Source organism: Eisenbergiella massiliensis, assembly GCF_003435485.1.
The window spans coordinates 181,822-200,165 of sequence record NZ_QVLV01000006.1 but is presented as its reverse complement, the minus strand read 5'-3'; the positions used below and the strand labels follow the sequence as shown (position 1 = coordinate 200,165).

At 51.5% G+C, this 18,344-nt stretch carries 15 protein-coding genes; 5 read left to right on the top strand and 10 right to left on the bottom strand.

Annotated elements, in window-relative coordinates; all coding sequences use genetic code 11:
- Window positions 1–136: 136 nt before the first annotated feature.
- The 5 genes from rhaM to kduI all read right to left on the bottom strand — a co-directional run bounded on the left by rhaM (window position 137) and on the right by kduI (window position 5,184).
- Entirely contained in the window at window positions 137–448 is a 312-nt protein-coding gene (gene rhaM, locus DXC51_RS10950) for an L-rhamnose mutarotase (protein WP_025490606.1), read from the bottom strand.
- 80 nt (window positions 449–528) lie between these two features.
- Window positions 529–2,316 (bottom strand): heparinase II/III family protein, encoded by a 1,788-nt coding sequence (locus DXC51_RS10945; RefSeq protein WP_181970083.1) that lies wholly within the window; start codon window positions 2,314–2,316, stop codon window positions 529–531.
- Window positions 2,317–2,482: 166 nt separating this feature from the next.
- Window positions 2,483–3,274 carry a DUF7402 domain-containing protein gene (locus tag DXC51_RS10940; RefSeq protein ID WP_117544536.1) on the bottom strand — a complete coding sequence of 264 codons (792 nt, stop codon included), beginning with the start codon at window positions 3,272–3,274 and terminating at the stop codon, window positions 2,483–2,485.
- 214 nt (window positions 3,275–3,488) lie between these two features.
- Window positions 3,489–4,292 carry a gluconate 5-dehydrogenase gene (locus tag DXC51_RS10935; protein ID WP_021635355.1) on the bottom strand — a complete coding sequence of 268 codons (804 nt, stop codon included), beginning with the start codon at window positions 4,290–4,292 and terminating at the stop codon, window positions 3,489–3,491.
- A 28-nt stretch (window positions 4,293–4,320) separates the two neighbouring features.
- Window positions 4,321–5,184: a 5-dehydro-4-deoxy-D-glucuronate isomerase gene (gene kduI / locus DXC51_RS10930; protein WP_021635356.1), complete on the bottom strand. Its 864-nt coding sequence runs from the start codon at window positions 5,182–5,184 to the stop codon at window positions 4,321–4,323.
- A gap of 333 nt (window positions 5,185–5,517) precedes the next feature.
- Here kduI and DXC51_RS10920 point away from each other — a divergent pair, with 333 nt between their 5' ends.
- Window positions 5,518–6,381 (top strand): helix-turn-helix transcriptional regulator, encoded by an 864-nt coding sequence (locus DXC51_RS10920; protein ID WP_025490604.1) that lies wholly within the window; start codon window positions 5,518–5,520, stop codon window positions 6,379–6,381.
- Window positions 6,382–6,386: 5 nt separating this feature from the next.
- Here DXC51_RS10920 and DXC51_RS10915 read toward each other — a convergent pair whose 3' ends face one another.
- The gene (locus tag DXC51_RS10915; protein ID WP_117544534.1) at window positions 6,387–8,108 is read right to left on the bottom strand and encodes an ABC transporter ATP-binding protein; all 1,722 of its coding nucleotides are present in this window, start codon (window positions 8,106–8,108) and stop codon (window positions 6,387–6,389) included.
- 267 nt (window positions 8,109–8,375) lie between these two features.
- Between DXC51_RS10915 and DXC51_RS10910 the strand changes: the two genes are divergently transcribed.
- Together DXC51_RS10910 and trxA are read left to right on the top strand one after the other, a co-directional pair.
- Complete coding sequence (locus DXC51_RS10910; RefSeq protein WP_021635362.1) at window positions 8,376–8,645, top strand: DUF1905 domain-containing protein; 270 nt, start codon at window positions 8,376–8,378, stop codon at window positions 8,643–8,645.
- 170 nt (window positions 8,646–8,815) lie between these two features.
- Window positions 8,816–9,127 (top strand): thioredoxin, encoded by a 312-nt coding sequence (gene trxA, locus DXC51_RS10905; protein ID WP_025490601.1) that lies wholly within the window; start codon window positions 8,816–8,818, stop codon window positions 9,125–9,127.
- Window positions 9,128–9,268: 141 nt separating this feature from the next.
- On the opposite strand, the gene DXC51_RS10900 is transcribed toward trxA, so the two are convergent.
- The 4 genes from DXC51_RS10900 to DXC51_RS10885 all read right to left on the bottom strand — a co-directional run bounded on the left by DXC51_RS10900 (window position 9,269) and on the right by DXC51_RS10885 (window position 14,566).
- Window positions 9,269–10,186: a glycoside hydrolase family 43 protein gene (locus DXC51_RS10900; protein ID WP_021635364.1), complete on the bottom strand. Its 918-nt coding sequence runs from the start codon at window positions 10,184–10,186 to the stop codon at window positions 9,269–9,271.
- Window positions 10,187–10,259: 73 nt separating this feature from the next.
- Window positions 10,260–11,237 (bottom strand): Rpn family recombination-promoting nuclease/putative transposase, encoded by a 978-nt coding sequence (locus DXC51_RS10895; RefSeq protein ID WP_025490599.1) that lies wholly within the window; start codon window positions 11,235–11,237, stop codon window positions 10,260–10,262.
- 369 nt (window positions 11,238–11,606) lie between these two features.
- Entirely contained in the window at window positions 11,607–13,076 is a 1,470-nt protein-coding gene (melA, locus tag DXC51_RS10890) for an alpha-glucosidase/alpha-galactosidase (RefSeq protein ID WP_025490598.1), read from the bottom strand.
- A 161-nt stretch (window positions 13,077–13,237) separates the two neighbouring features.
- Window positions 13,238–14,566, bottom strand: a complete 1,329-nt coding sequence (locus DXC51_RS10885; RefSeq protein ID WP_025490597.1) for a glycoside hydrolase family 27 protein — start codon at window positions 14,564–14,566, stop codon at window positions 13,238–13,240.
- Between the two features lie 244 nt (window positions 14,567–14,810).
- Between DXC51_RS10885 and DXC51_RS10880 the strand changes: the two genes are divergently transcribed.
- Both DXC51_RS10880 and DXC51_RS10875 read left to right on the top strand, forming a co-directional pair.
- Window positions 14,811–15,662, top strand: coding sequence for a helix-turn-helix domain-containing protein (locus DXC51_RS10880; protein ID WP_147331826.1), 852 nt, complete (start codon window positions 14,811–14,813; stop codon window positions 15,660–15,662).
- A 266-nt stretch (window positions 15,663–15,928) separates the two neighbouring features.
- A complete protein-coding gene (locus tag DXC51_RS10875; RefSeq protein WP_117544533.1) occupies window positions 15,929–18,328 on the top strand; it encodes a glycoside hydrolase family 2 TIM barrel-domain containing protein in 2,400 nt (799 codons plus the stop codon).
- The last annotated feature ends 16 nt before the right edge of the window (window positions 18,329–18,344 follow it).

Below are 18,344 nucleotides of genomic sequence, written 5' to 3'. Positions count from 1 at the left end.
CGCGGGAATAAAAAAAGACCGTATTGTACCGGCGCATCCACCGTCCCGGAGACGGCGGCGCGCCGGTTTCCTGCCGCCATGCGGTCAGGAAATGCAATCGGTCTTTTTTCATTCCAAGTTTACAGCCGGTGTTTCCTCAGTCCAGATGAAACACTGTCTGTAAGTCAATGCTCACCGGGCTGTTGTCAGGGTTTGTTTCCATGATATCAGCCATATAATCCCACCATTTTCTGTTGATGGCGGTATCCGCGCCTTTGGCCCAAAGCTCCTCGTCCTCTATCTCTATGTAACCAAACAGCGTCAGCGTTTCCTTATCCAGGAATATTGTATAGTTCTTTCCGCCATGCTCATGAATCATGTCCTTCATTTCCGGCCAGAGCAGGTTATGCCTTCTTTCATACTCCGCTTCCTGTCCTTCATACAGCTTCATTTTAAATCCTTTTACCATTTTTATGCCTCCTGCATATCGCAGGCCTGCCTGCGATACTGCCTTAATAAGTAGTTTAAAGGGAACTTGCCTGCAAAATATTACTTCAGGATTTTTTCCACACGGAACCTGCATGTTCTTTTTTCCGCGGCCGGATCTGCCGGCACATCCCAGCTGATGCAGTACACGTTTTCCTCCAGGCCCTTGTGGTTCATGTGCTTTTTCTGCTCCCAGCGGATGCTGCCTTCCAGCTCCTCCACCGTGATCAGGCATGCATATTTTTCACCTTCGATCCGTATGGTATTGCCTTTTGCAACGGGGACAAACTGCGTTACAAGGTTCTCACTCATGGGAACCGGCTCCGAAGACTCCGGCGCTCCCCCAGGCAGCTTTGCCGCCGTGAGGCAGTCCTCCACGCAAAGTGTTTCCATCGCACAGTCATAACGGAGCGTACGCGTAAGCTCCTTCACCTTATCATTTCCATAAGCGCCCGCAAAGGAAATGATGGTTTCTCCCCTGCCGTCCGCTTCAAAGCGGCTGCAGGAATATTCCCCGCCTTCCTTCTGTCCTTCGCCGTCAATCACCGGAACGCTGTGTCCAAAGGAATTATTGCAGAGGATCCGGTACCTGCCCTCATGAAAATATTCCTTCGTATACTCTCCTGCGCCCAGATCCGTCAGCAGCATTTCATCTCCCACAAGATAGAAAAAGCTTCCCACGTCATTGTGGTTGTGAGGCTCTCCGTTATTGCCGCCCTTGGCCGCCATACCGCCGCCGGAAGCGCCTTTGCAGATACTCCACTGGGCATCGGCAAGCACGTCGCAGCCGCGCTCCTCCCCGTTTTTCTCCGCCTGGGGAAGGGTGCCCTTTTCCGCCCGCTCCAGATACTGCTGTGTCCAGAGCACATCCCTTAAGTTGGCCATAAAACGGTAGCAGCTGTCCCCGTCGAAGCCGCCCGCACAGGACACGGGAGGAATCTCCATCCCGGCATAACGCATGGCAAGGAAGCATGTCAGTCCCATCTTATATTTGTCCCTGCTGTCGCCGTCGGAAAAGCTGAGCGTCCTGCCTGACGGGAAAAAGCATTTCTGCTGGAAGAGGGCGATCTGCCTGCATTTTTCCTGTTCCATCAGATCTGTCTTTCCTTCCGTATACCGGTAAAGCATATCGGCAAAACCGGTATAGTAGGTCATACCATATACGAAATAGCTCAATCCCTCCATACATGCGCCGTCATCGGAAAAACCGCCGATATAGGAACGAAGGGAACGCTCCAGACGCTCCAGCAGCGGCTGCAGCCGTTCCGGCTCCTCCTGCATCAGGGAGAGCGCCGCGCAGCCGATGCTGCCGCAGCATACCGCATTCCAGTTATTGTCGCCGCCTTCCCAGAAATTATAGGGCGGCCGGGAATTCATAAAAGGCTCCAGGATACGGCGGAAAACATTGTCCCGTACCTTTACCCGCAGGCTTTCCGGCAGCCGGTCTCCCACCAGGCTGATGATCTCAGCCAGAGCCTGGGCTGTTTCGGAGGCGAACAAATCCACGCGGATACGCCAGTCCGGATCACTGTCCCTCTCCACATGGGCGGGCAGCGCCCAGCATTCCTCTTCACAGATCCCATCCAGAACCTCTTCCAGCTTATGCAGGTATTCCGGCTTTCCTTCCAATATGGAAAGGCAGCCGAACACCGCCAGCATCTTGCGTCTGGTAAAATACACTTCTTCATAAATCAGCCGGTTCCCTGTCTTCTCATAAAGGGCAAACAGCTCCTCTCCGGCCACCGGCATGGGCTGATCCATCATCTCAGCCGCATGCGCTCTCATACATTCACAATAGGCCTTCAGATAGGCCTTTATCTCTTCTGTCCGCACCTGTTTCTGCTCCGTCATTTCTGCTCCCATCTGCGCACCGCAGCGCGCATATAACTAAAACCGCCCGCCAGTCAGGCCTCCGCAAGGTTGCATCCGGCAGCCGGCTTTTTTTCCGCCAGCCGGACGGCTTTCATTCAGCATCCGAAGGTTCTTTTTCCGGCTTTCCCTCTGTATCAGGCGCGCGTCAGTTGCCTGCGGCCTCTTTGCCGTACACCTCGATCTGTGTCAGAGCCGGGAAGGGAGACGGATCCTCCGCTTTGATTAAGTCGCCCATTTCCAGCCAGGTAATGGTTTTCTTTTCAAAAGTAAAGGTATGGGGAAGTACCGATTTTTCCATGGGAAGCTGCATTTCGCTTCCGTCTGAAAATGTGATTTTCCCGTCCACCCACCAGTTGTCGTGGGGGAAATCTGCCCTGGTATACAAAACAATGGTATCCACCTCAACCGGACGGCCGAAATCCAGACGGATCCTGGCGTCATCCTGGCGGTTAATTCCCCAGGAGGCATAGGGCCACGCCCCATGGGAACGGTTTTCCGTCACACCGTCAATGGCATTCATCGCCGCAAAAACGGACTCTCCCCTTGTTTCCACATTGGCAGAAGCCCTGGGATAGCAGACCTCATTGCCGTGCTGGTCATTTACATTCAGCGCCAGATTGCGGTAGGCGCCGATTTCATAAGCCCTGGCCTTTTTCACACACAGAAGGTGCCTGTCCCCGGAAAACACCTTGGGGGAATAGCAGATTCTTTTTTCACCGAAGGGGATGGTATATTCATAAGTATCCGTCAGGTAAACCAGGGATTTCCCCAGCGCATCATCCACCTGAAGCCAGAGGAAGCAGTTTTTCTCCGTGGTCTCCACCAGGATTTTATCCCCCTCCTCATATGCACTCAGCACGGCCAGGCTGGTTTCCTCTTCTCCGCTGCTCATGCATTTTACCTGCCGGTCTTTATCGATCACTTTTAATGTCAGCAAGATTTTTCCCTCCTAAATCAAGAAAAACGGCAGAAGCCGCAACGATCCGGATAACCGGACTGTTGCGGATATCCGGCCATTTCAAAATCGCTGCGCGATAGGCCGGATGCTTGCTGCCGCCATGTTTTCATACGATACGCTTAACTGTCCCGCAGCTTACCCTGATGCTTGCTGTGGCTTCTTGCCGGGACTGTCTGCCGGGGCTATAGGGTGCTTACTGGGGCTGTTTTCCGATGTAAGCCAGGATACCGCCGTCTACGTAAAGTACATGTCCGTTTACGAAGTTGGAAGCATCGGATGCCAGGAATACAGCAGGTCCCTGCAGATCTGCGGTGTCTCCCCAACGTGCGGCAGGAGTCTTTGCAATAATGAACTGATCGAAGGGATGTCTGCTTCCATCAGGCTGGATTTCACGCAGGGGGGCAGTCTGGGGTGTGGCAATATAGCCGGGCCCGATGCCGTTGCACTGAATGTTGTATTCGCCATATTCGGATGCAATATTTCTGGTGAGCATCTTCAGACCGCCCTTGGCAGCCGCATAAGCGGAAACGGTTTCACGGCCCAGCTCGCTCATCATGGAGCAGATGTTGATAATCTTGCCGTGGCCCTTCTTAATCATGCCGGGAATTACGGCCTTGGATACGATGAAAGGAGCATTTAAGTCCACGTCGATTACCTGACGGAACTGATCAGCGGACATCTCCAGCATAGGGATACGTTTGATGATACCTGCATTGTTTACCAGGATATCGATTACGCCCACTTCTTCTTCAATCTTCTTAACCATTTCCGTTACCGCTTCTTCATTGGTAACATCGCACACATAGCCGTGTGCTTCGATTCCCTCTTCCTTGTAAGCGGCCACTCCCTTGTCCACCAGCTCCTGCTTGATATCGTTGAAAACGATGGTCGCGCCGGCCTGGGCATAAGCGGTTGCAATCGCAAAACCGATGCCGTAGGATGCGCCTGTAACGAGAGCTACCTTGCCTTCCAGTGAAAAATCATTCAAAATTCCCATTTTTGTTTCCTCCTTATATGAAATAAAATTACATCAGTTCCGTCATTTTAACGCCGTCCATGTCGTCGAAATCCTGATTTTCCCCGACCATGCCCCAGATAAAGGTATAAGCTCTGGAGCCGCTGCCGGAATGGATGGACCAGCTGGGTGAAATCACCGCTTCTTCATTTCTTACCACAATATGTCTTGTTTCTGTGGGCTCTCCCATGTAATGCATCACGAAAGCATCCTCGGGAAGATCAAAATAGAGGTAAACCTCCATCCTTCTGTCATGGGTATGGCAGGGCATGGTATTCCATACGCTGCCCGGTTTCAGGGAGGTCATTCCCATTACCAGCTGACAGCTCTCCACCTGGCCGGGAAGAATGTATTTGCAGATAACTCTGTGATTGGATTCCTCCAGACTGCCCAGTTCCACCTTATTTTCATCCTTAATGATGACCACGCCGTCTTCCGGTGTGCCTTCCCGCTTAATCAGCACGGTGGGGTAGGTTGTATGCGCGGGAGCGCTGTTTAAATAAAATTTTGCAGGATTTCCTGCATCTACGCTTTCAAAGCTGATGTCCCTGGAACCCATGCCTATGTACATGCCTTCTCTGGAAGCCACTTCATAAACTCTGCCGTCAACGGTAATTCTTCCTGCGCCGCCGATATTGATAACGCCCAGCTCTCTTCTCTGCAGGAAATATTCCGCACGAAGCTCGTCTCCTGCCGTAAGCTCCAGCTTCTTTGCAACCGGAGTTGCCGTTCCCGTAATAATACGGTCAATGTGGCTGTATACCAGCTTGATTTCATCTGCCGGGAAAAGCCCCTGAATCAGGAACTCCTCACGCAGTCTTTCTGTTGTGTAATGCTTTACGTCTCTGGGTGATGATGCCGTTCTTAATTCCATTTCTGCTCCCTTCCGCCCGCTTCAACGGGCATGCGGCTGCGCCGCCTGCAGGCAAAAGGCCGGATGCCGCCATTACCGCTTGCACCTTCAGCCATTTTTGCCCTGTTCCGTCATTTCCAACTGCCTTAACTGCATTTATCATATCATGCTTTATATTCCGGTTCTTGTGTTATTTTCTTTAAAATCTTGCTTATTCTGAACTTATGTCGTATACTGTACAAAAAGGATATTTTTCCTGTAACTATATGCCGCAGATTTACCATAGCGCGGCTGTTTTTCAGGAAAAACAAGGGTTCTTTTACTAAATCAGAGAAAGGATAAAGCGAACACATTATGAAAGAATACAGCTCCTGCAAATCAGCCATTCAGTCCTGCATAGAGAACAAAAGTTTTGCGGTAGCCCACCTGTATAATGATGAGAGACCTATGGATATGCATATCCATGACTGCTATGAGATCTATTATTCCATCTCAGGAGGCAAGCAGTTTCTCATTGACAACCGCTTCTACGATATTCAGCCTGGGGATATTTTTTTTATTAACCAATATGAAAGCCATTACCTGTCCCAGATTGATCAGGCTGTCCATGAACGGATTGTCCTGTCGATTTATCCTGATTTCGTTAAAAGCATTTCCTCCCAGGCAACAGATCTGAATACCTGCTTCCACTACCGCGGCAGCGAGGTTTCCCACAAGCTCCATCTTTCCGAAGAGGAGCAGAACCGTTTCCGTTATTTTATACATAAGCTTACGGGCTTTTCCGGCTTTGGCTCCGATCTGGAGGAAAGGGCCGTTTTTACAGAGCTCATGGTGTTCCTGAACCGTATTTTCTACAGCAAAAGCAAATCCGGTGAGCTGCCGCTTGATGCAGCGGCATACCATACACAGGTGGACGACATTCTTACCTTTATCAACCAGAACATTGATTCCCAGCTGAGCATAGACGATCTGTCCTCCCATTTTTACCTGAGCAGCTCCTATCTGTGCCGTATTTTCAAAGCTGCCACAGGCACTACCATCAACAAATATATTACCGCCAAACGTATTACGGTGGCCAAATCCCTGCTCAGCACCGGTTATTCCGTCACGGAAACGTGCGAGAGGTGCGGCTTTAACGATTACAGCAATTTTCTTAAGGCCTTTACAAAGGCTGTGGGGATTTCACCCAAAAAGTATGCTCAGTGTTCGGCCAGCTGATGGGCTTATTGGGTGTTCTGCATGCGGTAGTAGGTGCCTTTTTGAGCCATCAGCTGGTCGTGGGTGCCGCGTTCTATTATTTCACCTTCCTGAATTACGAGTATTAAGTCGGCATTGCGGATGGTGGAGAGGCGGTGGGCTATGGCTATGATGGTGCGTTTGCCTGTGATGCGGTTGATGGCTTTCTGGATCTGGCGTTCGGTTTCCACGTCTACTGAGGCAGTCGCTTCATCGAGGATGATAATGGGGGACTGGCGCAGGATAGCTCTTGCTATGGCCACGCGTTGTTTTTGTCCGCCGGAGAGGCGCAGACCTCTTTCTCCTACTTTTGTTTCATAACGGTCGGGCATGTGCATGATGTCTTCATGGATGTTGGCGGCTTTTGCGGCTTCTTCGATCTCCTCCCGGGTGGCGTCCGGTTTTGCATAGCCGATATTATCGGCGATGGTGCCGTTGAAGAGGAACGTGTCCTGGAGCACGGGGGAAATGTTGCGGCGGAGGCTTTGGAGAGTGACGTTTTTAATATCCTTGCCGTCTATGAGAATCCGGCCTCCCACCGGATCATAAAACCGGGACAGAAGCTGTGTCATGGTTGTTTTTCCCACGCCGGTGGGGCCGACCAATGCCACCATCATGCCGGGTTCGCAGGAAAAAGATACTTTTTTGAGCACCGGTATTTTATTGGCATAGTGAAAGCTCACATCTTCGAAGGTAATGCTTCCCTGGGCCTTTCCCAGATCCTCTGCCTCCGGTGCGTCCTGAATGGCTGAGGGCGTATCCAGAATCAGGGTGACACGTTCCGCTCCGGCCAGCGACTGCTGCAGGTTTTCCAGCAGATTGGCAAGTCCGGAAACCGGCGCGTAAAACAGGGAGAGGTACAGCATGAAGGCAACAATGTCTTCCACGGAAAGCTGCCCCCGGTACGCCAGCACGCCTCCGAAAAATACCACGAGCACAGTACCTACAGAGGACAGGAATTCCACGCTGGGGTGGAATACGGCGCTGGCGCGCAGCGCGCGGAGCATGGCGCGTACCTGTTCAAAATTTTTCTTTTTTACCTGTTCATCTTCGAATTCTTCCTGGCCGAAGGATTGGATTTCGTGCAGGCCGGAAAGGTTATCCTGGAGCTTGGCATTCAGTTCACCCATGCATTTCTGGGAAGCCTTGAAGAAAGGGCGCACTTTCTTGGCAAAAATTACGCCGGAAAAGAGAATCAGCGGAATCGGGCAGCAGGTAATCAGCGCCAGCTTCCAGTTTATCATAAGAAGAATGATGAGGACGCCCGCAAAGGTCACCAGGTTGGTGATCATTTCGGGTATCATATGCGCATAAAGCAGTTCAAAATCCCTGGTGTCATTTACTACCCTGCTCATCAGATCTCCGGTCTGCTTATCATGGAAGAAGCCCAGATCCAGATGCTGCAGCTTGTCATACATCCTGCTGCGCAGGTCCCCTACCAGGTACCAGGCAGCTTTATGCGCCAGATAATTGCTTAAAAACCGGAAAGCTATCCGCAGCAGATAGAGTCCCAGCAAAATCAGCGTCAGCTTCGTAATTATGGAGAAGGACGTATTTTCCAGCCCCTTTTCCACTACGCCGGTCATGGTTGACAGTACCTTGGGCGCCGCCAGATTCACCGCGGTCAGGCAGAGCGTGGACACGATAGCCAAAATATAGAGTCCCTTGTATCTCGCCGCTTCCTTTGTCAGCTTCCATAGCATTTTCATTGATATTTTTCCCCCTTTATCTGTTATGCCTGTTTTGTTTTGATTTATCTAAAGGATTTCAGATTACTATTAAGTATAACGCCATTCTGCATTGGTGAAAAGAAGAAATCAGATTTCTTTTTCGTTTTTTTCCTGTTATGCGTTTTTTTCCGGACACTGCTCTTGACGGCTGTTACGCCGGCGGATCGGTATTCCGGCAGAAACAGGCGGGAATACTTACTTATACCAGCCCGGTTTGGGGTGAAAAGATGGGAAAAGGAGAGTTTTATGAATGAAAAGAAATATGAATTTGATGCGGTAATTAAAAAGGTCCCTGACATAGACGGCGCTTATGTGGAATTTCCCTTTGATGTACGGCAGGAGTTTGGAAGGGGGCGTGTCAAGGTTCATGCCCTTTTTGACGGGGCGGCCTATGATGGCAGTCTGGTGCGCATGCAGACGCCGGGACATATTATTGGACTCAGGAAGGATATCCGGAGCCTGATTGGAAAACAGCCGGGAGATACGGTACATGTTGTGATTACGGAACGGGAATGAAAGGGATAATTTTGTTATCTCTCCCATTTTATCCGTTATGTGACATCGTCACGGAAGTTTACGCATATAACAGTTAAAATAAGACCATGAAGTAAAAACACCCGTAACTGTTGAGGTTCGGAACAGTTATGGGCACATTAACAATTATAAGCGTAAAAGGAGTGAATGATATGTCAGTAACAAACATCACATCAGACAATTTTCATAAAGAGGTACTTGAGTCCGAAAAGCCCGTGCTGCTGGATTTCTGGGCGCCCTGGTGCGGCCCCTGCCGCATGTTTTCGCCCACGGTGGATTCTGTGGCCGAGGAGCGTGAGGATATCAAGGTCGGGAAAATCAATATTGATGAAAATATCGAGCTGGCAAACCAATTCGGTGTGGCCAGCATCCCCACTCTTGTCCTCGTGCAGAATGGAAGGAAAAAAGCGGCCAGCGTAGGCCTTCGTTCCAAAAAGGATGTTTTAAAAATGCTGGATGCCTGAGCGGCTGCCCTTGCAGGCTCCCGCCCGTAGGTCATCCAGTCATGATGTGCTTTCCCGATAAATCAAGGCCTTGCTTTGCAGCCGGTAAAAGGCTGGAAAGCAAGGTCTTTTTATCTTTGAAGCAACACGCCTGAAGGCTTTTTATTTTCCCCACTTGCCTTCCAGCGCCTGAAATTCCTCTTCCGTCAGGTTAAGCACGCTGCCATGTCTCTTTTTGCTCTTTCCCAAATCGTATTCCGATTCCTCCGGGATTCTGAATTCGCCGCTCCCGAAATCCGGGCTGAACAGGGGAAGATAGCCTTTTCCCTCCGCAAAGCGATCCACAAGGACACACCATTCCTCTCTGTCGTTAAACCGGAAGGATGCGGGTCCTTCCACGCCGGCCAGCGCGTTCAGTACCGGCGCGTACACCTCCGTAAAGCTGTCCTTATCCAGGCTTCTGCTTTTTTCCAGGCGGATATTTTTCTCGGTTTCATCTTTTGAGAATCTGTAATAATAATCCCCGGCTTTTAATATCGTGGTGTCAATGATATGGTTTTCACCCTCCTGATATTTGACAGGCTCCGTGAAGGTATGAAAATCCGTCGTATAGGAAGCGTAAATACGCTGCTTTGATTCCGTGTCGCCCGGTTCCTTCACCTTGGAAGCCCAGAATACAAGGAAGGCCTGTTTCTTTTCATCAAAAATTGCTTCCGGCGCCCAGACGCAGCCGGCCTCCGGGATTCCAACCTCCGCGCAGAACGGGCCGTCCCAGTTCACCATATCCTCCGACTCCCACACAATCAGGTTCCTGCTGCCTTCTTCCTGTGCAGCCGTCCAGCCTTTTCCTGCTTCGATCCGAAGATCCGTAGCGATAATCACGTATTTTCCGTTCAGAGGATTCCTGAGGATAAAGGGATCTCTCACGCCCGCCTCTCCGATATCCGAAACCAGGACCGGTTTCCCTTCATTCAAGTCCATCCAGTGCAGCCCGTCCCTGCTCAGCGCAAAATAAATCTGCTCTCCCAGCTTTTCCTCTCCTGTAAAATGTACGAACAAATATCCTGTGTATGCTGCCATAATTCTTCCTTTCTCTCATGCCGTCAAAGCGGCTGTTGCTGTTTATACTTTTTATTAATATAGGTACAGGCCGTTACAGCCCGTATTTTCTGTACAGCCGGCTCCGCAGGGATGCGTCCTCAGCCACACGCAGGATGTCCGTAAAGCGTTCTTCCTCTCCCAGCCGCTGTATCAGCTGCGCCAGGCGGTTTTCCCCTTTTTTCATCCCACGCCTTTCTCCTCGTCTTTCTCCGCGTCTTTCTCCGCGTTCCTCACCGATTTTAATTCCTTCCTTACGGCAGTCGTCCATCCATTCGTCAAAAGCTCTGCACATATCGATGCGTCCTCCTTCCCTGTTTTCCCTGATATATTTCTCCAGCCTCCGGGAATTGGTGCAGTTTACTATCACCGCGAATCCCCTTTCTGTCATGCGTGTGAAGGCATCCCTGTTGGAATTCACAAAAGCGCACATGGCAGCTTTATCATCCACTCTCTGCAAAATACCCATCACCTCCCGCAGCTCCGTACGGAACAGTTCGATATCCAAATCCTTTCTTATCGAGAGCCGCCGCAACGGGTAATCCGGCACCATATCCAACAGCCATTGGGCGGCGCCTCCGAATTCCAGCAGATCATGCAGCCTGTCCGGATAATCCCATTCGGCGGCGCCATAATACAGGACGAGCGTAAAAACCGGAATCAGACGGTCCTCTTTCCCAAAACGGGAAAGCCCTGCCTTTTCTTTATGTACTGCGGCAATTGCCTTTATCTGCCGCTCGTATTCATCCGCATCATAACGCATACAGCGTACAGGCATCCGGCAGTCCGGGTTCTCCTGGTTTTCTACAGCCAGCACTGCGGCCGGACGGTGTCTGTAAAACAGCTTCTTTGTATCCCGAATCCTTTTTCCCGGCTTTCCGCTCCTGCTTTCGGTGCCCTGCACGCTGTCCATGGGCAGAAGCTCCTCCGGGCGGATTTCCTGTCTTCCCCGGAAAAAGCAGCCATTGAGCAGATCTGCAAAGATATGCGGATCTCCCAGAAATTCATTCAGGGTAATGTCTTTTTTCCCCATTCGTTTCTCCTACATATTATAAACTTTTGTGCGTGAAATATCAATCATTTTTCAGTTGTGATCCAGAGGTTACAAACCGGACCGAACTGTTACAGTTCAGCCTGGCCGCCCTGTAACCGCATCAAAAAAATGATTTCTTTTGACTGGCTTATGCCTGGGGAAACACCTGAGAGAGCTCTCGGGATTTTTCAAGATTAACTCACTTAATTTCGTTTATGATATAGAATAACAAAATTTGTGGGAGAGGGCAAGTTTTTTCAAGCTTTTTTACTTATTTTTAACTGTTTCGAAGCAGGATGTCAACTGCAACCCTGAAAGCGGCAGGGAGCATAACTGACGGTTCTGCTCCCTGCCGTAAATTTTGATTGTTTACTCCGCCGTAATCGTCCTGCTTTCCCTTTCCGCTGAAATTTCTTCCACGGTTTTTTCACGGATTCTTACAGCTCCCTGATATCCAACTTTTGTAGGAATCAGATCGCCTTTGGCAAAGCGTTCCTTGGCCTCTGCGATGGCCTGGGTATACTGGGGCAGCCACTCCGCTTCCGCGATCAGCATTTCATCTATCATCTGCCAGATTTCCGGAGGGTTGCACACGGCTCCGGTCAGAGGATCCATGAGGGCGGCCTGCTTCAGAAGCTTCACATCGCCCGCCACCGCTGCTTCTACGGCCAGACGCTGTACCCATATGGACTGGGAACAAACGGCGGCACAGCCCAGGGGCAGATCCCCCAGCTTGGGAACGGAGATTCCGTTGCCGTCCACATAGCAGGGAACTTCAACCACACACTCATAAGGCAGGTTGGTAATGCAGCCTTCATTCATGATATTAAAATGGCCCCTGTATTTTCTGCCGGTTTCCAGGGACTCCATGATGTAGGAGCAGTGCTCCTTTCCCCTCTGGCTGCCGTCGTATTTTTTGGGAGGCTCTGCTGCAATCTTGGGGTATTCCGTTTCAAACCAGTTGCGTTCCTCTCTGGTAACGCGCAGATAGCCGCCGGTTTCTCCATTGATCCAGCTGTCCGTATTGATCCAGTCCTTGATTTCATCCGGACGCTTCCGGTACCATGCCACATATTCGGATAAATGGCCGTTGGATTCGGTGGAATAATAGCCGAAACGTTTCAGGATATCAATTCTGACCTTCTCCTCTTCGCTGAAGCGTTCATGGGCCTCAAAACCGGCAAGCAGCTTATCTTTCAGCTCCACGCCTTTATGCTTTACGCTCACATACCAGGTCTGATGGTTGATGCCGGCGCAGGTGATGTCCAGCTCCTCCCTGGGGATTCCCAGAACCTCGGCAATCTGGCTCTCGCCGTGAATCTCACCGTGGCACAGGCCGATGGTTTTGACCCCGCCGTATTTATTGCATGCCCAGGTGGCCATGGCGTTGGGATTGGAGTAATTAAGCATAATTGCCCCCGGCTCCGCCACTTCCCTGATATCCTTACAGAAATTCAGCATTTCAGCGATAACGCGCTGTCCGTACATGATGCCGCCGGTGCAGAGGGTATCGCCCACACACTGATCCACACCGTATTTCAACGGAATGTCCACATCCATTTCAAAAGCGGGCAGGCCCCCGATGCGGACGCAGTTGATAATATATCTGGCGCCGCGGAAGGCTTCCCTTCTGTCTGTTGTGGCCTGAATGGTAATCGGGATATTGTTGCTGTCCAAATCCCGCTGGCACAGACGGGTTACCTTATCCAGATTGTCCGGATTGATATCCGTAAAGGCCACCTCAATGTCATGAAATTCCGGTACGGACATGATATCCGTAAATAATGTCCTGGCAAAAACCAGGCTTCCCGCCCCAATCACTGCAATTTTAAAGCTCATAATACTTCCCCTTTCCTGATGTCAGCAGTATCGCTGTTCATGTGCAAAAACAGGAATCCGGATGAACCACATAAAATAACGGGTTCCTTCCTCCCTGCGCTGTTTTTACAGCCGGTCCGGCAGGCGTTCACCTGCCGGGCAATTGCCTTATTCCCTTATTTTCAGGCTCTGCGGATACAGAAAAGCTTCGCGCCATGTGCCTTCACAACGCTGGAAATCACGCTTCCCCTGCTTTGCTGCACTTCTCCGGTCCAAAGCTCCTCCATCACAAGCTCCTGATCCAAATCAGGAACCTCCGCGGATACGGCGGCATACACATCCTCCGTCTTTACGCCGACTTCCTTTTCTTCATCGTTGAAATTAAACAGCGCGGCATAAACGGCATCCTCTCCGTTTTTCCTGCTGGCCCATACCGCATGCACGCCGTCCCGTTCCACCTGTACGCCATGGTACTCCGATCCCATAAGCGCCAGCACCCTTTCATTGGTGAGCAGGGAAAGCGTCCATTCGTCCAGCTTGGGCATTTCCGCGCCCAGCATCAGGGGCGAACGGAAGATGCACCACAGGGTCATCATGGTCACCTGCTCTTCCTTTGTAAAATTGGTCTGCCTTTCTTCACCGAAGCCCTTGCCCAGCCAGCCCAACGGCAGCATGTCGCAGTCCGGATAGCAGCCCTGTGTCACGTGGTTCTGCCACAGCTCGCAGCGGTAGAACATGTTCAGGAGAAGTTCCCATTTATCCCAGAAATCATCGGTAATACGCCACATATTGGCATACTTCTCATAATGCCATGCCTTCTCAATCAGCGCAGGGCCGGGAGAAAGACTGAGAACGATGGAACGGCCGCATTTTTCAATGGCCTTGTGGAGCATTTCGATCTCATGGGCGGCCGAATACTGGTTTTCCCGATAAATACTGGTGTTGCAGATGTCGTCACATTTGATATAATCCACTCCCCACTGGGCATACAGCGCAAGCAGGGAATCGTAGTAAGCCTGGCTGCCCTCCATATCCTTTCTCAGGCCGTACATATCCGGATTCCAGCCGCAGATGGAAGAAGGATTGGCAACCTCGTCCGCTGTCTGGCTGCTTCCCAGCACCGGCAGATGGTTCTGTGCGGCCGCACGGGGAATCCCCCTCATAATATGAATGCCGAATTTCAGGCCCAGGCCGTGTATGTAATCCGCCAGAGGCTTAAAGCCCGCCCCGTCCGCAGCGGAAGGGAAACGCTCCGGGCAGGGAAGGAGCCTTCCGTATTCATCCATTTCCAGCTTGCTGAAGGGGATATACTGATGCTTATCGCGCATGCTTCCCGCCCCATAGGCATACCACTGGATGTCCACAACGATGTACTCCCAGCCGTACTGCTTCAAATGAGCCGCCATATAGTCGGCATTGGCCTTCACCTGTTCTTCATTCACCGTGGTATCATAGTAGTCATAGCTGTTCCAGCCCATGGGCGGCGTCATGGCAAACCTGTTTTTATCCATTATCAAATCCTCCTAAGTTTTGCGGAGCAAAATGCGAACCCTCTGGCGAGCAGAGGATTTTCCTCCTAAGTTTTGCGGAGCAAAATGCGAGTCCTCTGGCAAGCAGAGGAATTTTCTCCTGCATGGTATTTTTTTGACACCGGAAATTATTGTTCTGTTTTCATTGTCTTTCCTGTCTGACTTGATTATAATATTCCCATATTGACAGCACAAGAATAAAAAAACGATAACGGAGGGTAATTTTTTGACCTTACAAACTTATGGAACCTTCGGCTTCCTCAATCCGGGGCAATTGGCGGAGGAACCGCTTATGCTTCTGGATTTCGGTATCGAAAAAAGGCAGTCCGAGAAGTATGATTTCTATAATGACGACCGGGATTATGACGGCTTTCTGTTTCAGTATACCTTTCAGGGGGAGGGGGTTTTTGAGACGGAGGAGGGCAGCCGCAGGCTTTCCGCCGGCACCGCCTTTTTCTCCTGTATCCCGGAAAAAAGCAGGTACTATCTGCCTGCGGGAGAACCGGAAAACCGGTGGGAATATCTGTATGTGCATTTTCAGGGCCCGGCAGCCGTTCCTTTTTTCCGGAAAATAAGAGACAGCTTCGGCCCGGTGGTTACGGTTCCCGCGGACAGCTTTCCAATACAGCTGTGGCTGAACCTGCACGAGGATATGACAAATGGCCGTCAGCTGCGGCGGTATGAGGGTGGAGATCTGGTTTACCGCTTTCTGTCTTCGCTGCTGCGGACCCTGGAGGAACCGCAGCGGCCTGCGCTGACGCCCTGTGTGGAGGAAAGCATCCGCTACATGAAGGAGCATTTCCCGGAGCATTTTTCCATAGAGGAGCTGGCGGCGTACAAGGGGCTTTCCTCCGCCTATTTCACCCGGCTTTTTACCAGGGAAACCGGGCAGTCCCCGGTCAGATATCTGACCGGGCTGCGGCTTTCCCATGCGCTGTCCCTGCTTCTGAACACCACCATGCCCGTGGAAGCAGTGGCCCGGGACTGCGGTTTCTCCTGCGGGAATTATTTCTGTAAGGTGTTCCGCAGGGCATCCGGCTGCACGCCTGCCGAATACCGGCGGCGCTATGGGGGCTGACCGGCTGCGGGCGTCACACATCCTCCCTGCAATGCCTGTTTTTTATGCCGCACAGAAACGGAAGTCGCTAAAAGATAAAAAGAAGCATCTTATCTCCATTGTTTTCCGGCAGATTTTATTTATACTTGGTTAGAGCGTGATTAAAAATTACGTGGGAAAACGGCGGATAAAAACACTGCCGCCGGCACCAAATAAGGCCTGGCCGCAGAAAGGCAGCTGCCAGTTATCAGCAGCGGACGGGCATGAAAAAAACGGAGGACAGATCTATGGACAGTTTGACGATGAGGCTTGAAGAAAATTGGAAATTTCACCTTGGCGAGGCGGAAGACGCCTGGTATAAGGGCTACGATGACAGCAGCTGGCGCGACGTGGTAATTCCCCACGACTGGTCGGTGGAACAGCCCTTCAGCCAGGAATATTCCAGCGGTACGGGATACCTGGCAGGCGGGACCGGCTGGTACCGGGTTCGTTTTACACTGCCGGAGGAATACCGGGGGAAGAAAATCTCACTGCTGTTCGACGGAGTATATAAAAACAGCCAGGTATGGTGCAACAGCTATTACCTGGGAAAACGTCCCAACGGTTATGTCCCTTTTGCTTATGACATCAGCGAAAAGGCCTTTTTCGGGGATATGGACAATGAGGTAAGCGTGAAGGTAACCCACACGGATGTGGCGGATTCCAGATGGTTTACAGGAACCGGCATCACACGGAAGGTGTGTGTCCTTGTGGAAGAGGCGGTGCATCCCGTACAGAACGGGATCTTCTTTTCCACGCTTTACGGTGATGACGGAAAATCAGCCCAGGTGGAGGTTTCCCATGAAATCGTGAACGAGGGGACGGATAAGGCCAGCGTTTCCCTGATCAGCTCCCTTTGGGACGCAGAGGGGAAAAAAGTGCTGGAGGTATCTTCCTGTACGGAGTTTGCCCCGGGAGAGAAAAAGACCATCGCTTTAAACGGATGTGTGAAACACCCCAGCCTCTGGTCCCCGGAATCCCCTTATCTGTACCGCCTCAATACGGTGCTCTCCGTAAACGGGGAAGAGGGTTACGAAGTATTTTCAGGTAAGGTGGGCATCCGTACCTTCCGTTTTGATGCGGATAAGGGATTTTTCCTGAGCGGGAAAAACCGGAAGCTGAAGGGCGTCTGCGTCCACCATGACGGAGGCTGCCTGGGAGCCGCCATGACAAAAGAAGTCTGGGAGCGCAGACTGACCGCGCTGAAGGAAATGGGCTGCGACGCCATCCGCACCAGCCATAATCCCCATATGCCGGAGCTGTACGATCTGTGTGATGAAATGGGCTTCCTGATGATGGATGAGGCCTTCGACGAGTGGGAAAACCCGAAAAACAAATGGTCCACAGGACATAATGTGTACCCGCCCAAGCATCAGGGTTACTTTGAGGATTTCCCGGAATGGCATGAAAAGGATCTGGCGGCCATGGTTTTAAGGGACAGGAACCATCCTTCCATTATCATGTGGAGCATCGGAAATGAAATCGACTACCCCAATGATCCCTACTGCCATCCTTTATTTGGAGAAATGACGGGCAACAATGACAAAAATAAGCCCGCCGCGGAGCGGATGTACAATCCTGATAAGCCGAACATGGAAAGGCTTTCGCCCATCGCGGCAGAGCTGGCCGGCATTGTAAGACAGTACGATTCCACACGCCCGGTAACGCTGGCCGCAGCATTCCCGGAGCTTTCCTCCAGGCTGCATTATTTCGACGCGCTGGATGTGGTGGGCTACAACTATAAAGAGCATCTGTATGAAGAGGATCACCGCCGTTTTCCCACCCTGCCTTTCCTGGGCAGTGAAAACGGACACAGCTATCAGGCCTGGAAGGCTGTAAGGGATAACGATTATATCAGCGGCCAGTTCCTCTGGACCGGCATTGATTACCTGGGAGAAGCGCACGGCTGGCCTATCCACGGCTCCTCCGCCGGGCTCCTGACGCTTGCCGGCTTCCCAAAAGCACGCTATTACCGCAGAAAGTCCTTCTGGTCAGAAAGTCCCATGGTATATCTTGCCACGGTAAAATACGAAGGAAACCACGAGGAATGGATGCCTTTATATGAATCCTGGAACTATGAATCCGGCGATAAGGTTCTGGTCCGCCTGTTCACCAACCAGCCTGAAGCGGAGCTTTTCCTGAACGGGAAATCCCTGGGCGCCCGGAAGGAACTGGACGGGGACGGCTGCATGGAATGGATCGTGGATTATGAGCCAGGCGAACTGAAGGCCGTGGCCGGGAAGCTTTCCGCAGCCTCCAGTGAAGGCTGCGTAAGCTTTACCCTCCATACCACAGGGGATGCGGCGAAGCTGCTGCTTTCCCGCTGGCGCTCCGCACGGGAAAAAGGAGAAAACGCGGATGGCCTTCACCCTGTTTATCAGGTGGAGATCACGGTTGCTGACAGCGAGGGATGCCGTATCGGCAATGCGGACTGCCTTGTAGAGGCGCAGGTTACCGGCAGCGGCGTTCTCCTGGGGCTGGAAAACGGTGACCTGGCTGACAACACGCCTTATTCCGCTTCTTCCAGAAGGGCGTACGAAGGCCGCCTCATCGCTTACATACGCCGCACGGGAGACGGAACCATCACTCTGCGCGCCCACGCGGAAAACCTGCCCGAAGAAAAACTTATTATAGAAGAAAATGCCTGAAGCTGACGGAATCGAG